A 17598-nucleotide genomic window follows, 5' to 3' on the forward strand; every position below is an offset into this window, starting at 1 on the left:
GACGTGAACCACCCGATCCCATCCCGAACTCGGCCGTGAAACCGTCCTGCGCCAATGGTACTTCGTCTTAAGACGCGGGAGAGTAGGTCGCTGCCAGGTCTTGCAACCGCATGGACGGACAGAAAACGCTCGAACAACTAAGCGCGATCTCATCTCGATCCACACTGCCAACCGCCTACGCCCTGACGCGGGGTGGAGCAGCCCGGTAGCTCGTCAGGCTCATAACCTGAAGGTCGCAGGTTCAAATCCTGCCCCCGCAACCAAGTTTCCAGCAAACGCCGCCCCGGCCACTCGCCGCGGGCGGTGTTGCTGCGTTTGGGCATCGCATTCTCTCTTTCTCTCTCCCTCACCAGATGGGGCAGGGGAGGGCCTCCGCCCCTCCTCAGAAGCCCGCCCCTCCTCAAAAACATGGGGGCCAGCGGGGGCCGGATCTCATCGGGCAGGGGGCCCCGCGTTCTTCGTTCCATCTTCCATCTCCGGCGCTCCCCTGAGGGCGGACGGTACCTTCGCCTGATCCGTCATGCCCTGACCTTTGGTGCAGCCGCACTTGTCCTCATGGTGCGAGTACGTTTAAATCGACGTCGTTTGCGAAAGGTTCAGATTTCTATGCCGATATACGAGTTTGGCCCCCAAGAAATCCGTCCCCTCAGTAAAACCACATTCAGCCAGGTGCGGATGCAGGAACGGCGTGACCTGCAACGCCTGCTGCGGGCGAACGTTTCGGTCATTGCACCCGACACGCTGGTCATCTCGGAAGAGTTCGGAGATTGGGACGAGTCGCACCGACGAATCGATCTCCTTGGCATTGACCGAAACGCGAACCTTGTGGTGATCGAGCTCAAGCGTACCGAGAACGGCGGTCATATGGAGTTGCAGGCCATACGCTACGCCGCGATGGTCTCCACCATGACTTTCGAGCGGGCCACCGAGGTGTTCGCTCGCTATCTCACCCAAATCGGCAGGGCCGGCACCGATGCACGCGCCCAGCTCCTCGACTTCCTCGGGTGGGATGAGCCTGACGAGGATCGTTTTGCGCAGGATGCCCGCATCGTTCTGGCCTCTGCCGAGTTCAGCCGTGAGTTGACGACGTCGGTTCTCTGGCTGATCGAGCGGGACATCGACATCCGATGTGTGCGCCTCCAACCTTACGACCTCAATGGCCAGGTCCTCGTGGATGTCCAGCAGATCATTCCGCTTCCGGAGGTCGCGGAATACCAGGTCCGTGTCATCGAGAAGAAGCGCAAGGAGCGCGAGGCTCACACGAGCACTCGAGACCGGACCACTTATGATCTTGTCCTCGGTGGACGCCTGCTAACGAGATTGCCAAAACGGCACGCGATATATCAAGTGTTCCGTCACCTTGTGGAAAACGGCATCGCACCGAAGGATGTCGCCCGACACTGCGGCGCATTGGCCAATCGTGCCCTCGTCTGGGTCGAGGGCGAGGTCGCGGGTGACGAATTCCGTCGCTTGGCGACGGATGTCCGAGCGCAGGAAGGGCGGACCTTCGATTCGGGGCGGTACTTCTGTGGTGATGATGAACTCATTCGATTTAATGGATGCACTTATGCCTTTCTGAATCAATGGGGCGGCAGGGATTTTGAGGACGTCATGGCGAGATTGCGTGATACGTTTCCTGACAAAGAGATTGCCTTCACGCCCTCTGAATAGCTGCCATTCGTACTTCCTATAAAGGCCGACAAGAGCCTGAAGGATCAGAAGGCTTTGTGGCAGTCCATCATGCCCGAGACCAATGATGCCGTTGTCCCCGTGTTCATCGCTCGCAAGGCTGAGATCGATACGGGGTTCAGCGCTGCCACCGCGGATGCCGTCGCGTGGGGTGGAGCAGCCCGGTAGTTCATCAGGTTCATAACCTCAGGGCCGCAGATTCAAATCCTGCCAGCGCAACGAAGCTTTGAGCAAACGCCGCCCCTCCTCAAAAACATGGGGACCAGCGGGGGCCGGATCTCATCGGGCAGGGGCCCCCGCGATCTTCCTTCCCTCTCCAGCGCCCCCTATTGTCGTTCTCCGTAAAAGGAGAGGGTGCGCTGCATCTCTGCCGTCTATTGCCGTTTGGCATTCAGGCTCCATATTATTGCCAGATGCAGGAGGCGCAGATGCAGCTACACCCGATCGCCCCAACCCCGTTCCATCAGCAAGACCCCGCGATCACCGACGCGGAAGCCGGTGCACTGGCGCGGGCCACGGTGAACCTGTTTCGGGCCTGGGGGCTGAGCGATGCCGAGGCCAGAAACCTTTTGGGTGGCATGGCGGCACGGACCTGGGCGCGGTGGAAGGATGGCGAGATCGGCCGGATCGACCGGGATCTGCGGATGCGTATGGCGCATCTGATGGGCATCCATAAGGGGCTGCGCTATCTGTTCAGGGAAGGGGACCGCGGTTATGCCTGGGTGCGCAAGCCGAACGCGGCGTTTGCCGGCAAGTCCGCCCTCGACATCATGATGCGGGGCGAGTTGTCCGATCTGGCACTGATGCGGGACTGGCTCAACGCCGAGCGCGGCGCATGGTGAGCGGCGAGGCGGTGTTGCGGCGGGTATGCTGGGAGACGACCTGGCGAATCATCCGCTCAATCTGGCCGCCCATCGACCTGTTCGAGGACATCGCCGATCCGCATGATTGGGAGGCGCTGGTTGCCGTCGAGGCCAAGACCAATCCCCGTGTCCGCGACGAGGTCGGCGATCTGGGCAAGGTGCCTCCGGCGCGCCGGATCGGCGGGCCCGGAGCCAGTCTGGTGATGGCGCCGTTCGTTCACTGTTCGCCCGCCCGCCCGGGGCGTTTCACGAATGGCAGCTACGGCATTTATTATGCCGGCGATCGCGAGGAGGTCGCCCTGGCGGAGACCATTCATCATCACGGACAATTCATGGCGGCAACCGGCGAGGCTCCCGGCTGGACCTCGGATTTCCGCGCCCTGATCGGTGCGATCGATCGGGACCTGCATGACGTGAATGCCGTGCCGGAGGTTCTCCATCCCACCGATTACGCCGCATCGCAGGCGGAAGGTGCTGTACGTCGCGCTGCGGGCAGCGACGGCCTGGTCTGGAACAGCGTCCGGATGCCCGGCGGGCAGTGTATCGGGGTATTCTGGCCCGATGTGGTGACGATCCCGGTTCAGGGCGCGCATTTCTGCTATCACTGGAATGGTACACGGGTGGATTTCGTGAAGCGCTATGGAACCGGAGAGATTCTGGAAGTGAGGTGAGACGTGGAAGAGGGGGACCCGGATGCACCATCCTCTCCGGTCTGTTACGCCGCCGAGGCCGATGATCTCTATATGGGCTATGCCGGGCGGGACGAGATCCTGGTCCTGCTGACCGATCTTCTGCGCCGGGAGGATATGGTGGGGCGGGACGAGGCGGTGCGGGCGGTGCTGACCGGGGAAATCCGGCGGCTGGGCGGCACCCCGCCGGAACCGGGCGATCTTCAGGCAGCGAGGGCTGTGCCGGCGGCGGATGTTCTGCGCCGGCTGGCGGATCTGCTGCCCCGGCTGCGCGATGACGGCCTTCATGCGGTCTTGCGGCGGCTGGTCGATCGGTGATCGGGCAGGTTCGCGCTTGCCTTCGGCGCCGGGGAAGCGGAGGGTGCGGCGCTGATGCAGCACCTGAAGGAGACCGGACATGTCCGACCAGGGTGACGACTACGTGTATGACGAGGCCACCGGCGAATGGCTGCCGGCCTCGGAGTTGGCGGCCTCGCAACCCGAGGGCCAGGCCCCCGCGGGGGAGCGGGTGGTGAAGGATGCGGCCGGCAATGTGCTGGCGGATGGCGACCAGGTGACGCTGATCCGGGATCTGAAGGTGAAGGGCACCAGCCAGACGCTGAAACAGGGCACCGTGATCCGGTCGATCCGCCTGACGGCGAATGACGAGGAAATCGACTGCCGGCACGAGTCCATCAAGGGGCTGGTGTTGCGGACCGAGTTCGTGCGCAAGCGCTGATGATCCGGACCGGTACCGGTGGTTGCGGTGCATGCCGCGTCACCTGTACAGTCGGGTGGTCCCACAGCCCCGAGAGGCCATGTCCGAGATGATGCCGACCGTCTATCAGAGCGATCTGTTCATCCCCCGCTACCGGCCGATCAGCCGCGGGCGCTGGGAGCTGCGGGTGGTGTCGATGAACATGGCCCCGGGCTATTGGACGATGTCGGCGCTGGTCGAGAATATGGCCGTGCTGCTGCGCGACCGGCAGAGCTGGATGTCGACCACCCCGCTCGAGATCGAGAGCCAGGAGATCGGCGTGCATCTGGCACGCGGCCATGTGCTGATCTATGGCATGGGCATGGGCTGGTCGGCACTGGCGAGCGCGCTTCAGGATACGGTCACCGCGGTGACGGTTGTCGAGTTCGACCCGGATGTGATCGCGCTGCATGAAGAGCTGGATCTGGCGGCACAGCTGCCCGAGGCGGCGCGGGCCAAGCTGAAGATCGTGCAGGGCGATGCCTATGCCTATGTGCCCGACCGGCCGGTCGACCTGCTGATGCCCGATATCTGGCTGCCGATGCTGAATGACGGCCGGGTGGACGAGGTGCGGCAGATGCAGGCGAATGTGCAGGCCGGCGCGATCTATTTCTGGGGCCAGGAGCTGGAGATCGCCCGCCATGCCGTGGCGGCCGGCCATGCGCTGGACGATGACGGCATCGCCGCCGCCATTGCCGGGATGGGCCTGCCGCTGGTCGGCCCCGAACACCCCGGCTATACCGACAAACTCGTCGCCGCTGCCCGGCGCTGGCTGCGCGACCGCTGGCTGCCGGGCTCCACGCCGCCCTGGTGAGGCCGGCCCTGTCGCCCTCCTGCCGCCTGGCTCAGCCGCCCCCGCCGCATTCCAGGCGGAAGGCGGTGCGCAGATGCGCTTCGGCGGCGGCCGTATCGAGCCCCCGGGCGCCCGAGAGCAGCAGCCCGGCCAGGCCGTCATAAAGCGCCCCCAGCCTGAGCGCCGTGGCGTCGGGGGCATCCGCCCGCCAGCAGCCCGCGGCGTCGCCGTCGCGCAGGACGGCGGCCAGGCTCTCCTGCATGCGCTGCCGCACGGTCGAAAGCGCTTCGGCGAGCGCTGTATCGGTGCCGGCAAGATCCGTCGCCTCAATCCAGAGCCGCCAGTAGATCCAGGCATCGGGCGCGAAGGCGGTGGCGAGATAGCGCTCCATCGCCACCGCCGGCGGCCGGTTGCCGTCGTTGATGTCCCCGGCCACGGCGTCGAAGATCGCCGACCAGGCCAGCGCCCGCAGTTCCGGCCAGCGGAAATAATGGTTGAGCAGCCCCGTGCCGACGCCGGCGCGGTCGGTCACCATCCGGGTGGTTGCCGCCTTCAGCCCCGCCGTCAGCAGCACCTCCGCCGCCGCGGCAAGGATGAGATCCCGCCGGCCACGGGGCGCATCGTCATGCCGTGCCACATGTCCCTCCTTGACTCGTTGAGCGGTTGCTCAATAGATTGAGCACATGCTCAATAGCGGGAGGATATCATGCCGGGCCCACTCCGCACCACACCAGCGCGCAACACAGCCGTGGACACCATCCGCCTGGTCGGGCTGGTCGGGATCTGCGTGGTCAATCTGCCCTTCATCGCTCTGCCGGGTGCGGCCGGGCTGGTGCTGCCCGATGCCGGCCTCGACCGCCTGGCCATGCTGACGGTGGAGACATTGTTCCAGGCCAAGTTCTTCCTGCTGTTCTCCTTCGTGTTCGGCTGGAGCTTTCATCTTCAGGATCTGGCGGCACGGCGCACCGGTGCCAGCCCCGCCCGCCGGCATCTGCGCCGCATGGCCGCGCTGGCGGTGATCGGCGGCCTGCACGGCATCCTGGTTTTTCCGGGCGACATCCTGGTGATCTATGCCCTGCTCGGCTGCGGGCTGGTGGCGGTGCGGCATCTGTCTGCGCCGGCGCTGGCCAGGCTTGCGCTGGCGATGCTGCCGCTGGCGGCGCTCTGTCTGACAGTGCTCTGGGTGTCGCTGCCGGAAGCGGCGTTCAGCCAGCCCCCGGCCGGCGACGCGCTGTCGCGGCGGATCGACGAGTGGCTGTCGACGCTGGGTTTTCTGCTGGCCTTTCAGGGCCCGCTCGCCTTCGGGGCGTTCTGCCTGGGGCTGGCGGCGGGCAAGACCGGTTTCTTCGCCCCCGACCATCCGTGGCAGCGCCGGCTGGACCGGGCGCTGCCCTGGCTGCTGGTGATCGGCCTGCCGCTCAACCTGTTTCATGCCGCAGCGACCGGCGGGCTGCTGCCGGCGGAATGGGCGCTCGCCACCCTGGCGGGGGTCTGGGCACTGGCGCCGGGGGCGCCGATCCTGGCGGCCGCCTGGCTGGCGCTGATCCTGCGGCTGACGCGGCGCCGGCCGCTGCCCGAGATCCTGGTCGCGGCCGGCCGCAACTCGCTGTCGATCTACGTGCTGCAGGGCGTGCTGGGGGGTGTCACCTTCTATCTGGTCGGCCATGGAAGCGTGGGCCAGGCGCGGCTGCTGGTCGTGGCGCTGCCGCTGGCCGGGGCCACCATTCTGGCGCTCGCCGCCTGGGCGGTGATTGCCGGCCGCGGGCCGCTGGAGCGGCTGCTGCGGCGGATGTCGGGGGCCTGAATGTGGGGGTCTGAATGTCGCGAAACTGACCGGGCTTCAGCGACGGCCGGCTGACCGGTCGCCAGACGACCGGCGGGCCAGGAGCATCAGCACCGCCACCGCGAGCGCCGATTTCACCAGCCCGCCGGCGATGAAGGGCAGGACGCCGTGTTCGATGGCACGGTCGAGACCGATCTTCGTCGACAGCCAGGCAGCCCCCAGCGCCAGACAGATCGCATGGGCAAGGATCATGGCCGCCAGCGCATGCACCGGCCGCTCCCCATTCCAGCCGCGTTCGGCAAGCAGGCCGGTCAGGGCCCCCGCGATCGGGAAGGCGATCAGATAGCCGCCGGTCGCGCCGGTGAAACGGTCGATGCCCGAGGTGCCGTCGGCCAGCACCGGCAGGCCGGCGGCGCCGGCCGCCAGCCAGACCAGAATGGTGAGCCCGCCCAGCCGCCAGCCATAAAGCGCGCCGATCACGAAGACCGCGAAGGTCTGCATGGTCATCGGCACCGGCACCATCGGCAGTTCGGCAAAAGACGAGGCGGCGAGCAGGGCGGCGCCGATCAGCACGGCGGCGCCGCGCCAGCCGATCGGGCGGGCCTCGGGGCGGAGCGGGCTGAAGCTGCGAAGGCTGGTCTCGGACATGGGATGCGGACCCCCTGGATGGCTGCGGTGGGCGAGAAACCGGCCCAAAATGCAACCATAAGAAGGCATGGCCGCGAAATCCATCTCTCAAGTTGATTGTTGTTCGGATTTCTGGTGGCCGATGACGCGGGGGCTTGTTCTGAGATAGTCTAAGATATATCTTGAGACTGTCTGGAAGAGAGGAGTGACGCAGATGCGTTTCGGACACAGGCAGTGCGACCGTCGCGGTCGCGGGTTTCACAGCGAAGGCCGTCACGGGCATGAGAGTGACGGTTTCGACATCGGCTTCGACCACGACATCGGCCATCGCGCGTTTGGCAGTGGCCATGGCGGCGGCCATGGCTGGGGCCGCGGCTTCGGGCGTGGTTTCGGCCGCGGCCGCTCTGGCGAGGACTGGATGTCGGAGCGGGGCGGCCGCCGGCGCTTCTTCGATGCGGGCCAGCTGCGGCTGGTGCTGCTGAAGCTGATCTCGATGCAGCCGCGCCATGGCTACGACCTGATCCGCGCGGTGGAAGAGCTGACCGGCGGGGTGTATGTGCCGAGCCCGGGCGTGGTCTATCCGGCGCTGTCGATGCTGGAAGACATGAACCAGGTGGCGGGCACCGAGGCCGAGGGCGGCCGCAAGGTCTTCGCGATCACCGCCGATGGCGAGGCGGAACTCGCCGCGAATGCGGCGATGGTGACCGAACTGATGGCCCGGCTGGCGGCGATGGCCGAAATGCGCGAGCGGGTGGACACCACCCCGGTCGAACGCGCGATCGGCAATCTGAAAATGGCCCTGCGCGGCCGGCTGACGGCACCCGATGCCGATCGCAAGCTGGCGCTGGAGATCGCCCGGATCCTGGACGAGGCGACGCAGAAGATCGAGCGGTCATGACGAAGAATTCGAGGCTTGCGGTCCTCAGGCGGCGCCATGGTCTTGAGCCGCCGCTCCGCCCCGTTCCCGATCTTCCGACCGCGCCCCTGATGGAGACGCCCCCCATGACGACCACCACAATCACCGTCACCAGCACCGCCGTGGTGCCGACGGCGCATGGCAGCCGCTATCTGCAGCAGCTGTGCAAGCATTGGAGCCACAACCTGACGGTCGAGTTCAGCCGCGAGCAGGGCTCGGTGATCTTCCCCCACGATGCCCGCGGTGCCGCATGGCCGGGCGATGCCCGGCTGCTGCTGGATGCCGGCGACGGCACCCTGACCTGCCGGATCGAGGCCAGCTCCGACGGGCAGCTGGAGGCGCTGAAGGGCGCGGTGGTGCGGCATCTGGACCGTTTCGCCTTCCGCGAGGCACCGCTGCATGTCGACTGGCGGGACGGCGTCTGATCAGGTGGCGCCGGCCCGGCGCGGTGCCGTGGCCGAAAGGATGAGGCCGAGCAGGGCGAAGCCGCCGGTCAGTGCGGCGATCGCCGTCCAGCCGCCATGCTGCCAGAACCAGCCGCCGACCGAGCCGGTGATGCTGGAACCCAGATAGTAGAACAGCAGATAGAGCGACGCGGCATGGCCCTTGGTGGCACCGGCAAGGGGGCCGACCGAGCCGCTGACCACCGAATGGCAGACGAAGAAGCCGGTGGTGACCAGCACGATGCCGGCGATGATCGCGGGCAGGGCCGGCACCAGGGTGACGGCCACCCCGGCCAGCGTCAGCAGAAAGCCTGCGATCAGCAGCGGCCGGCGGCCGAAGCGGTCGCCGAGGCCACCTGCGATCGAGGACGAGACGATACCGAAGCCGAAGGCGAGGAAGATCATCGCGACCCGGGTCTGGCTGAGATCGAAGGGGGCCGCGGTCAGCCGGAAGGTGGTGTAGTTGAACAGGGTCACGAAGATGCTGGTCAGCGCAAAGCCGGTGGCATAGAGCCGGAGCAGCCCCGGATTGCGCAGATGCCCGGCCCAGGCCCGCAGATGGAAGGCGGGTGAGACGCCCCGTGCCGCCACGAAATTGCGCGAGCGCGGCAGCAGGATCAGGAAGCCGATCGCGGCCACCAGGCCGAGGCCGCCCATCACCGCCATCGCCATGCGCCACGAGGTGAATTCCGTCAGCAGCCCCATGCCGACCCGGCCCATCATCGCGCCGAAACCGGTGCCGGCAACATAAAGCCCCATGGCCTTGCCCAGATGGCGCGGCTCGATTTCCTCGGCCAGATAGGCCATGGCCACGGCCGGCACGCCGCCCAGCGCCAGACCTTCGAGCGCCCGGGCGATCAGCAGCCCGTGCCAGCCGGGGCTGAGGGCGGCGGCGAGGTTGAGCGCCGCCGCCGCCGCCATCGAGCCGAACATCAGCCCGCGCCTGCCCAGCGCCTGAGAAAAGGCGCCGGCCAGCAGGATGGAAAGCGCGAGCAGGCTGGTGGTGACCGACAGCGCCAGCGAGGCCGAGGCCGCCCCCAGGCCGAAACTGGTGGCGAAGGCCGGCAGCAGCGGCTGCACGCAATAGATCAGGGAAAAACTGGCGAAACCGGCCAGGAAGAGCGCGACGCCGGTCCGCCGCCAGAGCGTGGTGCCGCGGGTGATCCAGACCGGGCCGTCGGTTCTGACGGCGGCCGGAGCCGGGTGGTGCCGGTGGCGGGCGGGAGCCATGGTGGATTGAAGGGTCATGGAGCAGGCGCTTTCGGGGCCGGGTCTGGTCTTCCGGATATAGCGCTGGCCCTTTCCATGCGTCCAATATATGGAAGAAGCGATCTTCATATCTTTGGTGTATGGCTGATGGAATTGCGGCACATCCGGTACTTCCTGGCGGTGGCCGAGGAGCGCAACTTCACCCGGGCGGCGGCCCGGCTGGGCATCGGCCAGCCGCCGCTCAGCCTGCAGATCCGGGATCTGGAGGCTGAGGTCGGCACGGCGCTGTTCCACCGCGTTCCCCATGGCGCCGAACTCACCGAGGCGGGGGCCGCCTTTCTGGCGGCGGTGGCGGCGATCCCGGGCCAGGCGGCGGGGGCGGTGAAACTGGCGCAGCGTGCAGCACGGGGCGAAACTGGCCGGCTCAGCCTGGGCTTTACTGGCACGGCCGCCCTCAACCCGCTGATTCCCGAAGCCATTCGCGCCTTCCGGCGGGCCTATCCCGAGGTGGTGCTGACCCTGACCGAGGCCAATTCGGTGGCCCTGGTCGAAGGGCTGCTGGAGGGGCGCCTGCAGGTCGCGATCCTGCGTCCGGCCGCGACCGACCCGGCCGAGCTGGCGGTCCACAACCTGGCCGACGAACCCCTGGTGGCGGCACTTCCGGCCACCCATGCCGCGGCGGCGCTGCCGGGCCCGATCGATCTGGCGCAGCTTGCCGCCGATCCGCTGATCCTGACCCCGCGGGCGATCGGCACCAGCCTGCACGACGTGGCGGTCGGCGCCTGCAGGGCGGCGGGGTTCGAGCCGTCACTCGGCCAGCCGGCGCCGCAGATCGCCTCGATCCTGTCGCTGGTTTCGGCGGAACTCGGCGTGTCGCTGGTGCCGGTGTCGATGTGCCAGCTGGGCATGCGCGGCGTGGTCTATCGCAGGCTTTGCGATCCGGAACCGACCGTGGGGCTGGCGGTGGCCTATCCCCGCTACCGGCCGCCGCAGCCGGTGCTGAATTTCGACCGGGTGATCCGTCAGGCGGCGCGGGCGGCACCGTGACCTCCGTCCCCTCGCTTGACGAGGGGATCGATATCCATATAGGTTGATATCAACAATATTCAGGAGGGACCTGCCCATGACCACGACCGCGCAACCATCGGCGGCCGAACGTGCCGCGGCCTTCGGGCTCCATTCGCTGACCCCCCATCTGGTCTGCGCCGGTGCGGCGGCGGCGATCGACTTCTACAAGGCCGCCTTCGGCGCCGAAGAGCTGATGCGGCTGCCGGCCCCGGACGGGTCGATCCTGCATGCCTGCATCCGGGTCAACGGCTCGTCGGTGATGCTGGTCGACGAGAACCGCGGCTGCGGCCTTTCCGGCCCGAAGGCGCTGGGCGGCACCGCCGTCACCCTGCATCTGGTGGTCGACGACGTCGATGCGGCGGTCGATCGCGCGATCGCCGCCGGGGCGGTGGTGGTGATGCCGGTCGCCGACCAGTTCTGGGGGGATCGCTATGGCGTGATCGCCGATCCCTTCGGCCATCAATGGTCGCTGGCGACGCCGGGCGAGCCGAAATCGCCCGAAGAACTCGCAGAAGCGGCTGCAGCGGCGATAGGGGGTGCGTGATGACCATCGGTTATGTCGACGGGTTCGTCGCGGCGGTGCCGACCACCGCCCGCGAGGCGTTTCGTGCCCATGCCGAAGCGGCAGCGGTGGTGTTCCGCGAGAACGGCGCGCTGGGCGTGACCGAATGCTGGGGCGACGACGTGCCCGAGGGCGAGGTGACCTCGTTCCCCATGGCCGTGCAGCGGCGCCCGGACGAGACGGTGGTGTTCTCGTGGATCCTGTGGCCGTCGAAAGAGGTGCGCGATGCGGGCATGGCGAAGGTCATGGCCGATCCGCGCCTTCAGCCCGAGGTGATGCTGATGCCCTTCGACGGCAAGCGGGTGATCTTCGGCGGGTTCGTCCCCATCGTTCAGGCCTGAGGGGCCGATGTGTCCAGCTGCTTGTACATGAAGGTCGTGGCGCCGAGGCCGCTGCCGTCGGTGCGGATGCAGTAGCCGGGGATGGTACCGACGGTGACATAGCCGAGTGCCGCATAGAGCGGCTCGGCCTTGTCGCCGGTCAGCGTGTCGAGGGTGAGCAGCTGCCGCCCCAGCGTTGCGGCGCGGGCTTCAAGCTCGTGCATCAGTGCCCGCGCGATGCCCTGCCGGCGAAAATCCGGATGGACCAGCAGCTTGCGCACCTCGGCCCGGTGCGGCTGGTTGGGCGGGGTGTCGTGGTCGAGCTGGACCGTGCCGGCCATCCGGCCGCCCACCTCTGCGATCAGCAGGATCAGCCCGCCGGCCATGAGCGGCGGCAGCACCTTCGCCTCCCAGAAGCGCCGGGCGGCTTCGGCCGTGAAGGGCAGCAGGAAGTTGACGCTGGCCCCGTCTTCGACGCAGGCGCGGAGCAGATCTGCCAGTTCGTCGAGCCGGTCCCGGGTCTCTTCGGCGGAAAGCGCAGTGATCGCGACGGTCATCTCAAGGGCCTCAGAGGATGAAGAGGTGATAGCGGGCGCCCTCGGCCGGTGTCGTCTCGAAGCGGCTGGCGCCGTGCAGGCGGTAGCGCAGGCAGTCGCCGGGCATGAGGTCATGGGGCGTCCCCTCGACCGTGACCCGGAGCCGGCCTGTCATCAGCACAAGGTGATGCTCCAGCCCCGGGCGCGGCGGCTGGTCGTAATCGATCCGCGTCGCCGGCGGCAGCTCGCAGTCCAGCACCTCGCCGCCGAGCGTCGCGGCGGGTGGTGAGAGCTGGCGGCGGCGGAAACCGGTGGCGGGGTCGGTCCAGACCGGCTGGTCGGCCGGTCGCAGCCGGGCGGTGAAATCCTCTTCGGCCAGCGCGATCAGCCGCGACATGGGGAGCCCATGGGCGGCGGCGAGCCGGCCCAGAACCGCGGCGGTGGCGCTGACCTCGGCATTCTCGATCCGCGACAGGCTGGCCCGGCTGACCCCGGCGCGGGCCGCCAGATCATCCAGCGACCAGCCGGCCGCCAGCCGCAGCCCTTTGAGCCGGCGGGCCAGACGATCGTCGATGCTGGGGATGTCGGGTGTTTCTTCCATATTCGGGAAATTATCCCGAATATGGAAAACCGGCAAGCCATGTCAGGAAGCCGGATCGAGCCCGGCGAGAAAATCGCGCAGCAGGGTATCGAGTGCCGCCTGTTCCGCCGCCGACAGATGGCCGACCAGCCGCTTCTGGGTCAGGACATGATCGGCGACCGCGGCATCGATGACCCGCCGGCCCTGATCGGTGAGGGCGATGAGCACACTGCGTCCATCCTGCGGATTGGGCCGGCGCTGCACCAGCCCGGATTTTTCCAGCTGGTCGATGCGGTTGGTCATGGTGCCCGAGGCGACCATGGTGGTCGCCATCAGATCGCCCGGGCTGAGCGCGTAAGGGGGGCCTGAGCGGCGCAGGGTCGCCAGCACGTCGAAGCTGGGATAGGCGAGGCCATGGGTGGCGAAGGTCTTCTCCATCTCCCGCATCAGATGGGTCATCAGGCGGGTGAGACGGCCGATCAGCCCCATCGGCCCGAGATCGAGATCGGGCCGTTCGCGGTGCCATTGATCGAGAATGCGGTCGACGTGATCCATGGCCGGGATCATGGGCCTCGGCCATCTTGGGGTCAAGGAGGTCTCTCGACATCGAGATAATTATCTTGACGTCGAGAGATATCGGCATAGCCTGAAAGGACAGTGCCAGGGAGGTTCCATGCACCCCGAGACCAGCCGCAACGGCGATGTGCTGCTGACCGCGATCGCCCCGGCGATCTGGGGCAGCACCTATCTGGTGACGACGGGGCTGCTGCCCCAGGGCTATCCGCTGACGGTGGCCATGCTGCGCGCCCTGCCGGCCGGGCTGATCCTTCTGCTGCTGGTCCGGCGCCTGCCGACGGGCGGCTGGTGGTGGCGGTCCTTCGTGCTGGGCGCGCTCAATTTCTCGATCTTCTGGGCGCTGCTCTTCGTCTCGGCCTATCGCCTGCCGGGCGGGGTGGCGGCGACGGTGGGCGCCATCCAGCCGCTGATCGTGCTGCTGCTGGCCCGCCTGGTGATCGGCACGCCGGTGAAGGCGGCCGCGGTGGCGGCGGCGCTGGCCGGCATTCTGGGCGTGGCGCTGATGGTGCTGTCGCCCGATGCGGCGCTGGACCCGATCGGCATCGCGGCAGGGCTCGGCGGGGCGGCGGCGATGGCAGCCGGGACCGTGTTCAGCCGCCATTGGCAGCCGCCGGTGTCGGCCCTGACGGTCACCGCCTGGCAGCTGACCGCGGGCGGACTGCTGCTGCTGCCGGTGGCGCTGATCTTCGAGCCGGCGCTGCCGGTGCCGACCCTGCATCACCTGATCGGCTTCGTGCATCTGGGGGTGTTCGGGGCCGCCGTCAGCTACATGCTCTGGTTCCGCGGCCTGGGCCGGCTGGGGCCGGGGGCGGTGGCGCCGCTGGCGCTGTTGAGCCCGGTGACCGCGGTGATCCTGGGGCTGTCGATCGCGGGCGAGCATCTGTCGATGGTCCAGGCCGTGGGCATCGCCCTGGTGCTGGGCAGCGTGCTCGCGGCACAATGGGTGCAACGGCCACGTCCGGTGAAGGCCCCCCTGGCCACCGGCTGAGCCCAAAGGGAGGACAGATGACCGGGACTGCATCGAAGAACAGGCAATGGGTGCTTGCCGCCCATCCCGAAGGCAAGGCCACCGCCGAGACCTGGCGGATGATCGAAAGCCCGATGCCCGAGCCGGGGCCCGGGCAGATCCTGGTCCGCACGCTCTGGCTGTCGGTCGATCCCTATATGCGCGGGCGGATCGCGGCGGCCGGCAATTACACCAGGGGCGTGACGCCGGGAGAACTGATGCAGGGTGGCGGCGTGGGCGAGGTGATCGTCTCCAACCATCCCGCGTGGGCGCCGGGCGATCTGGTCGAGAGCATGACCTTCGGCTGGCAGGAATATGCGGTGTTGAGCCCTGATCTGCCGGGGGCCGCCCGGGCCAACCGGGTGAACCCCGACATTGCCCCGCCCGAGGCGGCGCTGTCCTGGCTGGGCATGCCCGGCCTGACCGCCTATGTCGGCATGATCGAGATCGCGCGGCCGAAGCCCGGCGATACGGTGCTGGTCTCGGCCGCATCGGGTGCCGTGGGGCAGATGGTCGGCCAGATCGCGAAGCTGCAGGGCGCGCGTGCGGTCGCGATCGCCGGTTCCGACGACAAGCTGGCCTGGTGCCGGGAGCTGGGCTTCGATGCCGGCATCAATTACCGCACCGCCGGCGATATGAAGGCGGCGATCGCCGCTGCCTGCCCGGGCGGCGTCGACGTCTTTTTCGACAACACCGGCGGCCCCATCCACGACGCGGCCCTGGCCAATCTGGCGACCCATGCCCGGGTGGTGATCTGTGGCCGGATCGCCGTGGTCGATCAGGCGCCGGAAGAGGATATCGGCCTGCGCGCCAGCGCCCGGCTGATCGTCACCCGGTCGATGATCCAGGGCCTGGTGGTCTTCGACTGGTGGCATCTGCGCGACGAGGCCATGGCCCGCATCGCCGCCTGGCACCGCGAGGGCCGCTTCCGCTTCCGCCACGACGTGCTTGAAGGCTTCGAACGGATGCCCGAAGCCTTCCTGCGGATGATGGCCGGCGACAATTTCGGCAAGCAGGTGGTCAGGGTCGCCTGACCGGCACCCTGCCGGGCCTGCGGCGGAGAGCCGTGCGCAGCAGGCCCGGCAGCCGCCCGTCGATCAAAGCGAGGCCGGCTGCGATCATCGCCATGCCGATCAGATGTTTCGGCTCCAGCCGCTCGCCCAGAAAGGCGGTCCCCAGCAGGATGGCACTGACCGGCACCAGGAAGGTGACCAGCATCAGATTGGTGGCCCCCGCCGTCGCCAGCAGGCGGAAGAACAGCACATAGGCGAAGGCGGTGGAGATGAAGGCGATGGCCAGGATGGCGGCGACCGTCCCCCAACCGGGGGCGGGCAGCGTCCAGGGCTGATCGACGATCAGGGCGAGCGGCACCAGCATCATCGCTGCCGTGGTCATCTGGCCGGTGGCGGTCGCCATGGGCGCCACCCCCAGGCGGGCGAAGCGGCGGCCGAAGACGCCGGCCAGCGCATAGGAGAAGGCGGCGCCCAGAATGGCGAGCTGGCCCGCGACATTGCCGCCCAGACCGTTCAGCGCCGCCGGGCCGATCATCGCGGCCACGCCGGCAAAACCGGCCAGCACCCCGGCGATGCGGTTGGGGCTCGCCTTCTCGTCGCTGGTCGCCAGATGCGCCACCAGCACCCCGAAAAGCGGGGTGGTGGCGTTCAGGATGGCGGCAAGCCCGCTCGCGATCTGGGTCTGGCCCCAGACGATCAGGCTGAACGGGATCAGGCTGTTCAGCAGCCCCATGCCGAAAAAGGCCGCCCAGACCTGGGGCGAGCGGGGCATGGTCAGCCCGCGCAGCCGCAGCACGACGTGCAGGGCGAGGGCTGCGAGCAGCACCCGCGCCGCCACGATGGTGAAGGGCGGCAGCTCTTTCACCGCGACGCCGATGAAGAAGAACGAGCCGCCCCAGGGAATGGAGAGCAGCACCAGCAGCCCCCATTCCCGCAGTGTCATGCTGCGCCCCGCGGCCATGCCGCACCTCCGGATTGCCTGAATGTCGCCCGCCATGAGACCTGCCGGGCGAGGCTTCCGCAACCGAGGTTTTCAAGGCGCGAGGCCAAGCCCGGCTATACCTCAGCCGGTGGTGGCAGTGGCGGCGGCGGTGGCGGCGATATAGTCGGCGATCATCAGGTCGAGATGGGCGCCGCCGCCATTCTTGTAGACCGTGATTTCATCGGCCGAGCGCCGCGCCGGCGCGGTCGCCGGCACCAGGTCGTAGAGATCCCCCAGGACATCCGCCTCGGTGATCACGCCGGCTCTGATCGGCATCGTCAGCTCGCCGATATGGTGCAGCGTGGTGGCGCGCGAATCCACGAACAGCCGGCTGCCGCCGATCAGGGCATCGTCGGCCTCGCGCATATCGGCCTTGAAGGCGCCGATCAGGTCGACATGGGTGCCGGGGCGGACCCGGGCGCCATGGATGACCGGGCTGCGCGCCATGGTGGCGCTGGAGATGATGTCGGCCTCGGCCAGCGCCGCGTCCAGATCGGGGGCCGCCTCCAGCCGGGCGGTGATGCCCGCGGCCTCGGCGGGGCCGCGGGCGGCGTCGACCAGCGCCCTGGCCTGTTCCGGCCGCCGCGCCCAGACCGAGATCCGCTCCAGATCGGGGAAGATCGCGCCATAGGCCCGGATCAGGCTGGTGGCGACCACGCCGGCGCCCACAATCACCAGATGCCGGCTGTCGGGCCGGGCGAGCAGGCGTGCGCCCAGCACCGAATCCGCCGCGGTCTTGAATTCGGTGACCAGGCGGCTGTCGATCACCGCGCGCAGGCTGCCGGTCTCTGCGTCATAGACCATCATCGCGCCCTGCACCGTGGGCAGGCCGCGCGCGGCATTGCCGTCCATCACCGTCACCGCCTTCACGCCATAGCCGAGACCGGGAATGAAGGCCGCACGGTTGAGCAGGGTGGCGGTGCGGGGGCCGAGGAAAATATCCGCAATCTCGGCCCGGGGCCGCAGATGGCCGCGCCGCAGCGCCTCGACGGCTCCCGCCCAGTCAAGGGCGCCTGCACAGGCCTCGTAGGTCAGCAGATCCGGCGTCACCATGTCTCCCCCGCATGTCTTCGGATGATCAGAGGCGGGGATGATACGGGTTTCGGCCGCGGCCGGACAGGTCGGCGATCCGGCGCTCGTGGCTGTGGGCAGGGCGGGCGGTCGTGCTAGCATAAGGCTCGGCGTCTTGCCTTGATATCAACCCGAT

22 protein-coding genes, 1 tRNA gene and 1 rRNA gene are annotated in these 17598 nt (G+C 68.1%); 16 read left to right on the forward strand and 8 right to left on the reverse strand.

Features of this window, described 5'->3' with window-relative positions:
- The 8 genes from rrf to WI697_RS18665 all read left to right on the forward strand — a co-directional run.
- Nucleotides 1–99: ribosomal RNA gene (gene rrf / locus WI697_RS18630) — 5S ribosomal RNA — on the forward strand; the annotation flags it as partial.
- 87 nt (nucleotides 100–186) lie between these two features.
- A tRNA-Met gene (locus tag WI697_RS18635) sits at nucleotides 187–263 on the forward strand.
- Nucleotides 264–606: 343 nt separating this feature from the next.
- Nucleotides 607–1671 carry a hypothetical protein gene (locus tag WI697_RS18640; protein ID WP_345959515.1) on the forward strand — a complete coding sequence of 355 codons (1065 nt, stop codon included), beginning with the start codon at nucleotides 607–609 and terminating at the stop codon, nucleotides 1669–1671.
- 446 nt (nucleotides 1672–2117) lie between these two features.
- Nucleotides 2118–2531: an antitoxin Xre-like helix-turn-helix domain-containing protein gene (locus WI697_RS18645; RefSeq protein WP_345959516.1), complete on the forward strand. Its 414-nt coding sequence runs from the start codon at nucleotides 2118–2120 to the stop codon at nucleotides 2529–2531.
- Nucleotides 2525–3223, forward strand: coding sequence for an RES family NAD+ phosphorylase (locus WI697_RS18650; RefSeq protein WP_296713829.1), 699 nt, complete (start codon nucleotides 2525–2527; stop codon nucleotides 3221–3223). The genes WI697_RS18645 and WI697_RS18650 overlap by 7 nt, the downstream gene beginning before the upstream one ends.
- Nucleotides 3224–3226: 3 nt before the next feature.
- The gene (locus WI697_RS18655; RefSeq protein ID WP_345959517.1) at nucleotides 3227–3559 is read left to right on the forward strand and encodes a hypothetical protein; all 333 of its coding nucleotides are present in this window, start codon (nucleotides 3227–3229) and stop codon (nucleotides 3557–3559) included.
- A gap of 79 nt (nucleotides 3560–3638) precedes the next feature.
- Nucleotides 3639–3959 (forward strand): zinc ribbon domain-containing protein YjdM, encoded by a 321-nt coding sequence (locus tag WI697_RS18660; RefSeq protein ID WP_014744243.1) that lies wholly within the window; start codon nucleotides 3639–3641, stop codon nucleotides 3957–3959.
- 79 nt (nucleotides 3960–4038) lie between these two features.
- Nucleotides 4039–4791, forward strand: a complete 753-nt coding sequence (locus tag WI697_RS18665; protein ID WP_345959518.1) for a polyamine aminopropyltransferase — start codon at nucleotides 4039–4041, stop codon at nucleotides 4789–4791.
- A 31-nt stretch (nucleotides 4792–4822) separates the two neighbouring features.
- Here the strand turns inward: WI697_RS18665 and WI697_RS18670 are convergent, their stop codons facing one another.
- On the reverse strand, nucleotides 4823–5407 hold the full coding sequence (locus WI697_RS18670; RefSeq protein WP_345959519.1) for a TetR family transcriptional regulator C-terminal domain-containing protein: 585 nt from the start codon (nucleotides 5405–5407) through the stop codon (nucleotides 4823–4825).
- Nucleotides 5408–5476: 69 nt separating this feature from the next.
- Between WI697_RS18670 and WI697_RS18675 the strand changes: the two genes are divergently transcribed.
- Complete coding sequence (locus tag WI697_RS18675; RefSeq protein ID WP_345959520.1) at nucleotides 5477–6574, forward strand: DUF418 domain-containing protein; 1098 nt, start codon at nucleotides 5477–5479, stop codon at nucleotides 6572–6574.
- Nucleotides 6575–6610: 36 nt separating this feature from the next.
- Here WI697_RS18675 and WI697_RS18680 read toward each other — a convergent pair whose 3' ends face one another.
- Nucleotides 6611–7201, reverse strand: coding sequence for a biotin transporter BioY (locus WI697_RS18680; RefSeq protein ID WP_345959521.1), 591 nt, complete (start codon nucleotides 7199–7201; stop codon nucleotides 6611–6613).
- Between the two features lie 193 nt (nucleotides 7202–7394).
- Between WI697_RS18680 and WI697_RS18685 the strand changes: the two genes are divergently transcribed.
- Both WI697_RS18685 and WI697_RS18690 read left to right on the forward strand, forming a co-directional pair.
- A complete protein-coding gene (locus WI697_RS18685) occupies nucleotides 7395–8078 on the forward strand; it encodes a PadR family transcriptional regulator (protein WP_345959522.1) in 684 nt (227 codons plus the stop codon).
- Between the two features lie 104 nt (nucleotides 8079–8182).
- Complete coding sequence (locus tag WI697_RS18690) at nucleotides 8183–8521, forward strand: DUF2218 domain-containing protein (protein WP_345959523.1); 339 nt, start codon at nucleotides 8183–8185, stop codon at nucleotides 8519–8521.
- Here WI697_RS18690 and WI697_RS18695 read toward each other — a convergent pair whose 3' ends face one another.
- A complete protein-coding gene (locus tag WI697_RS18695; RefSeq protein WP_345959524.1) occupies nucleotides 8522–9787 on the reverse strand; it encodes an MFS transporter in 1266 nt (421 codons plus the stop codon).
- Nucleotides 9788–9895: 108 nt separating this feature from the next.
- On the opposite strand from WI697_RS18695, the gene WI697_RS18700 reads away from it, so the two are divergent.
- The 3 genes from WI697_RS18700 to WI697_RS18710 all read left to right on the forward strand — a co-directional run bounded on the left by WI697_RS18700 (nucleotide 9896) and on the right by WI697_RS18710 (nucleotide 11719).
- Nucleotides 9896–10795 carry a LysR family transcriptional regulator gene (locus WI697_RS18700; protein WP_345959525.1) on the forward strand — a complete coding sequence of 300 codons (900 nt, stop codon included), beginning with the start codon at nucleotides 9896–9898 and terminating at the stop codon, nucleotides 10793–10795.
- Between the two features lie 76 nt (nucleotides 10796–10871).
- Nucleotides 10872–11360 (forward strand): VOC family protein, encoded by a 489-nt coding sequence (locus tag WI697_RS18705; protein WP_345959526.1) that lies wholly within the window; start codon nucleotides 10872–10874, stop codon nucleotides 11358–11360.
- 5 nt (nucleotides 11361–11365) lie between these two features.
- Nucleotides 11366–11719: a DUF1428 domain-containing protein gene (locus WI697_RS18710; protein WP_345959616.1), complete on the forward strand. Its 354-nt coding sequence runs from the start codon at nucleotides 11366–11368 to the stop codon at nucleotides 11717–11719.
- Here WI697_RS18710 and WI697_RS18715 read toward each other — a convergent pair.
- Genes WI697_RS18715 through WI697_RS18725 form a run of 3 tightly spaced genes read right to left on the reverse strand, consistent with a single transcriptional unit; the run spans nucleotide 11710 to nucleotide 13369 of the window.
- Nucleotides 11710–12255: a GNAT family N-acetyltransferase gene (locus tag WI697_RS18715; protein ID WP_345959527.1), complete on the reverse strand. Its 546-nt coding sequence runs from the start codon at nucleotides 12253–12255 to the stop codon at nucleotides 11710–11712. The genes WI697_RS18710 and WI697_RS18715 overlap by 10 nt on opposite strands.
- Before the next feature lie 10 nt (nucleotides 12256–12265).
- Nucleotides 12266–12835 carry a helix-turn-helix domain-containing protein gene (locus WI697_RS18720; RefSeq protein ID WP_345959528.1) on the reverse strand — a complete coding sequence of 190 codons (570 nt, stop codon included), beginning with the start codon at nucleotides 12833–12835 and terminating at the stop codon, nucleotides 12266–12268.
- A gap of 42 nt (nucleotides 12836–12877) precedes the next feature.
- Nucleotides 12878–13369 (reverse strand): MarR family winged helix-turn-helix transcriptional regulator, encoded by a 492-nt coding sequence (locus WI697_RS18725; protein ID WP_062762252.1) that lies wholly within the window; start codon nucleotides 13367–13369, stop codon nucleotides 12878–12880.
- Between the two features lie 118 nt (nucleotides 13370–13487).
- On the opposite strand from WI697_RS18725, the gene WI697_RS18730 reads away from it, so the two are divergent.
- Both WI697_RS18730 and WI697_RS18735 read left to right on the forward strand, forming a co-directional pair.
- Nucleotides 13488–14378: an EamA family transporter gene (locus tag WI697_RS18730; RefSeq protein ID WP_062762230.1), complete on the forward strand. Its 891-nt coding sequence runs from the start codon at nucleotides 13488–13490 to the stop codon at nucleotides 14376–14378.
- A gap of 17 nt (nucleotides 14379–14395) precedes the next feature.
- Entirely contained in the window at nucleotides 14396–15430 is a 1035-nt protein-coding gene (locus WI697_RS18735) for an NADP-dependent oxidoreductase (protein WP_345959529.1), read from the forward strand.
- Here the strand turns inward: WI697_RS18735 and WI697_RS18740 are convergent.
- Nucleotides 15417–16370: a DMT family transporter gene (locus WI697_RS18740; protein ID WP_345959530.1), complete on the reverse strand. Its 954-nt coding sequence runs from the start codon at nucleotides 16368–16370 to the stop codon at nucleotides 15417–15419. The genes WI697_RS18735 and WI697_RS18740 overlap by 14 nt on opposite strands.
- A gap of 102 nt (nucleotides 16371–16472) precedes the next feature.
- Complete coding sequence (locus WI697_RS18745; protein WP_385998543.1) at nucleotides 16473–17441, reverse strand: ornithine cyclodeaminase family protein; 969 nt, start codon at nucleotides 17439–17441, stop codon at nucleotides 16473–16475.
- Between the last annotated feature and the right edge of the window lie 157 nt (nucleotides 17442–17598).

This window comes from Tistrella mobilis, from assembly GCF_039634785.1.
GTDB classification, from domain to species: Bacteria; Pseudomonadota; Alphaproteobacteria; order Tistrellales; family Tistrellaceae; genus Tistrella; species Tistrella mobilis.

Coding starts and splice junctions, on each gene's coding strand:
- WI697_RS18640 (WP_345959515.1), top strand. CDS start 607: ATGCCGATATACGAGTTTGGCCCCCAAGAAATCCGTCCCCTCAGTAAA.
- WI697_RS18705 (WP_345959526.1), top strand. CDS start 10,872: ATGACCACGACCGCGCAACCATCGGCGGCCGAACGTGCCGCGGCCTTC.
- WI697_RS18645 (WP_345959516.1), top strand. CDS start 2,118: ATGCAGCTACACCCGATCGCCCCAACCCCGTTCCATCAGCAAGACCCC.
- WI697_RS18715 (WP_345959527.1), bottom strand. CDS start 12,255: ATGACCGTCGCGATCACTGCGCTTTCCGCCGAAGAGACCCGGGACCGG.
- WI697_RS18690 (WP_345959523.1), top strand. CDS start 8,183: ATGACGACCACCACAATCACCGTCACCAGCACCGCCGTGGTGCCGACG.
- WI697_RS18700 (WP_345959525.1), top strand. CDS start 9,896: ATGGAATTGCGGCACATCCGGTACTTCCTGGCGGTGGCCGAGGAGCGC.
- WI697_RS18665 (WP_345959518.1), top strand. CDS start 4,039: ATGTCCGAGATGATGCCGACCGTCTATCAGAGCGATCTGTTCATCCCC.
- WI697_RS18675 (WP_345959520.1), top strand. CDS start 5,477: ATGCCGGGCCCACTCCGCACCACACCAGCGCGCAACACAGCCGTGGAC.
- WI697_RS18685 (WP_345959522.1), top strand. CDS start 7,395: ATGCGTTTCGGACACAGGCAGTGCGACCGTCGCGGTCGCGGGTTTCAC.
- WI697_RS18680 (WP_345959521.1), bottom strand. CDS start 7,201: ATGTCCGAGACCAGCCTTCGCAGCTTCAGCCCGCTCCGCCCCGAGGCC.
- WI697_RS18650 (WP_296713829.1), top strand. CDS start 2,525: ATGGTGAGCGGCGAGGCGGTGTTGCGGCGGGTATGCTGGGAGACGACC.
- WI697_RS18720 (WP_345959528.1), bottom strand. CDS start 12,835: ATGGAAGAAACACCCGACATCCCCAGCATCGACGATCGTCTGGCCCGC.
- WI697_RS18730 (WP_062762230.1), top strand. CDS start 13,488: ATGCACCCCGAGACCAGCCGCAACGGCGATGTGCTGCTGACCGCGATC.
- WI697_RS18695 (WP_345959524.1), bottom strand. CDS start 9,787: ATGACCCTTCAATCCACCATGGCTCCCGCCCGCCACCGGCACCACCCG.
- WI697_RS18660 (WP_014744243.1), top strand. CDS start 3,639: ATGTCCGACCAGGGTGACGACTACGTGTATGACGAGGCCACCGGCGAA.
- WI697_RS18735 (WP_345959529.1), top strand. CDS start 14,396: ATGACCGGGACTGCATCGAAGAACAGGCAATGGGTGCTTGCCGCCCAT.
- WI697_RS18740 (WP_345959530.1), bottom strand. CDS start 16,370: ATGGCCGCGGGGCGCAGCATGACACTGCGGGAATGGGGGCTGCTGGTG.
- WI697_RS18725 (WP_062762252.1), bottom strand. CDS start 13,369: ATGGATCACGTCGACCGCATTCTCGATCAATGGCACCGCGAACGGCCC.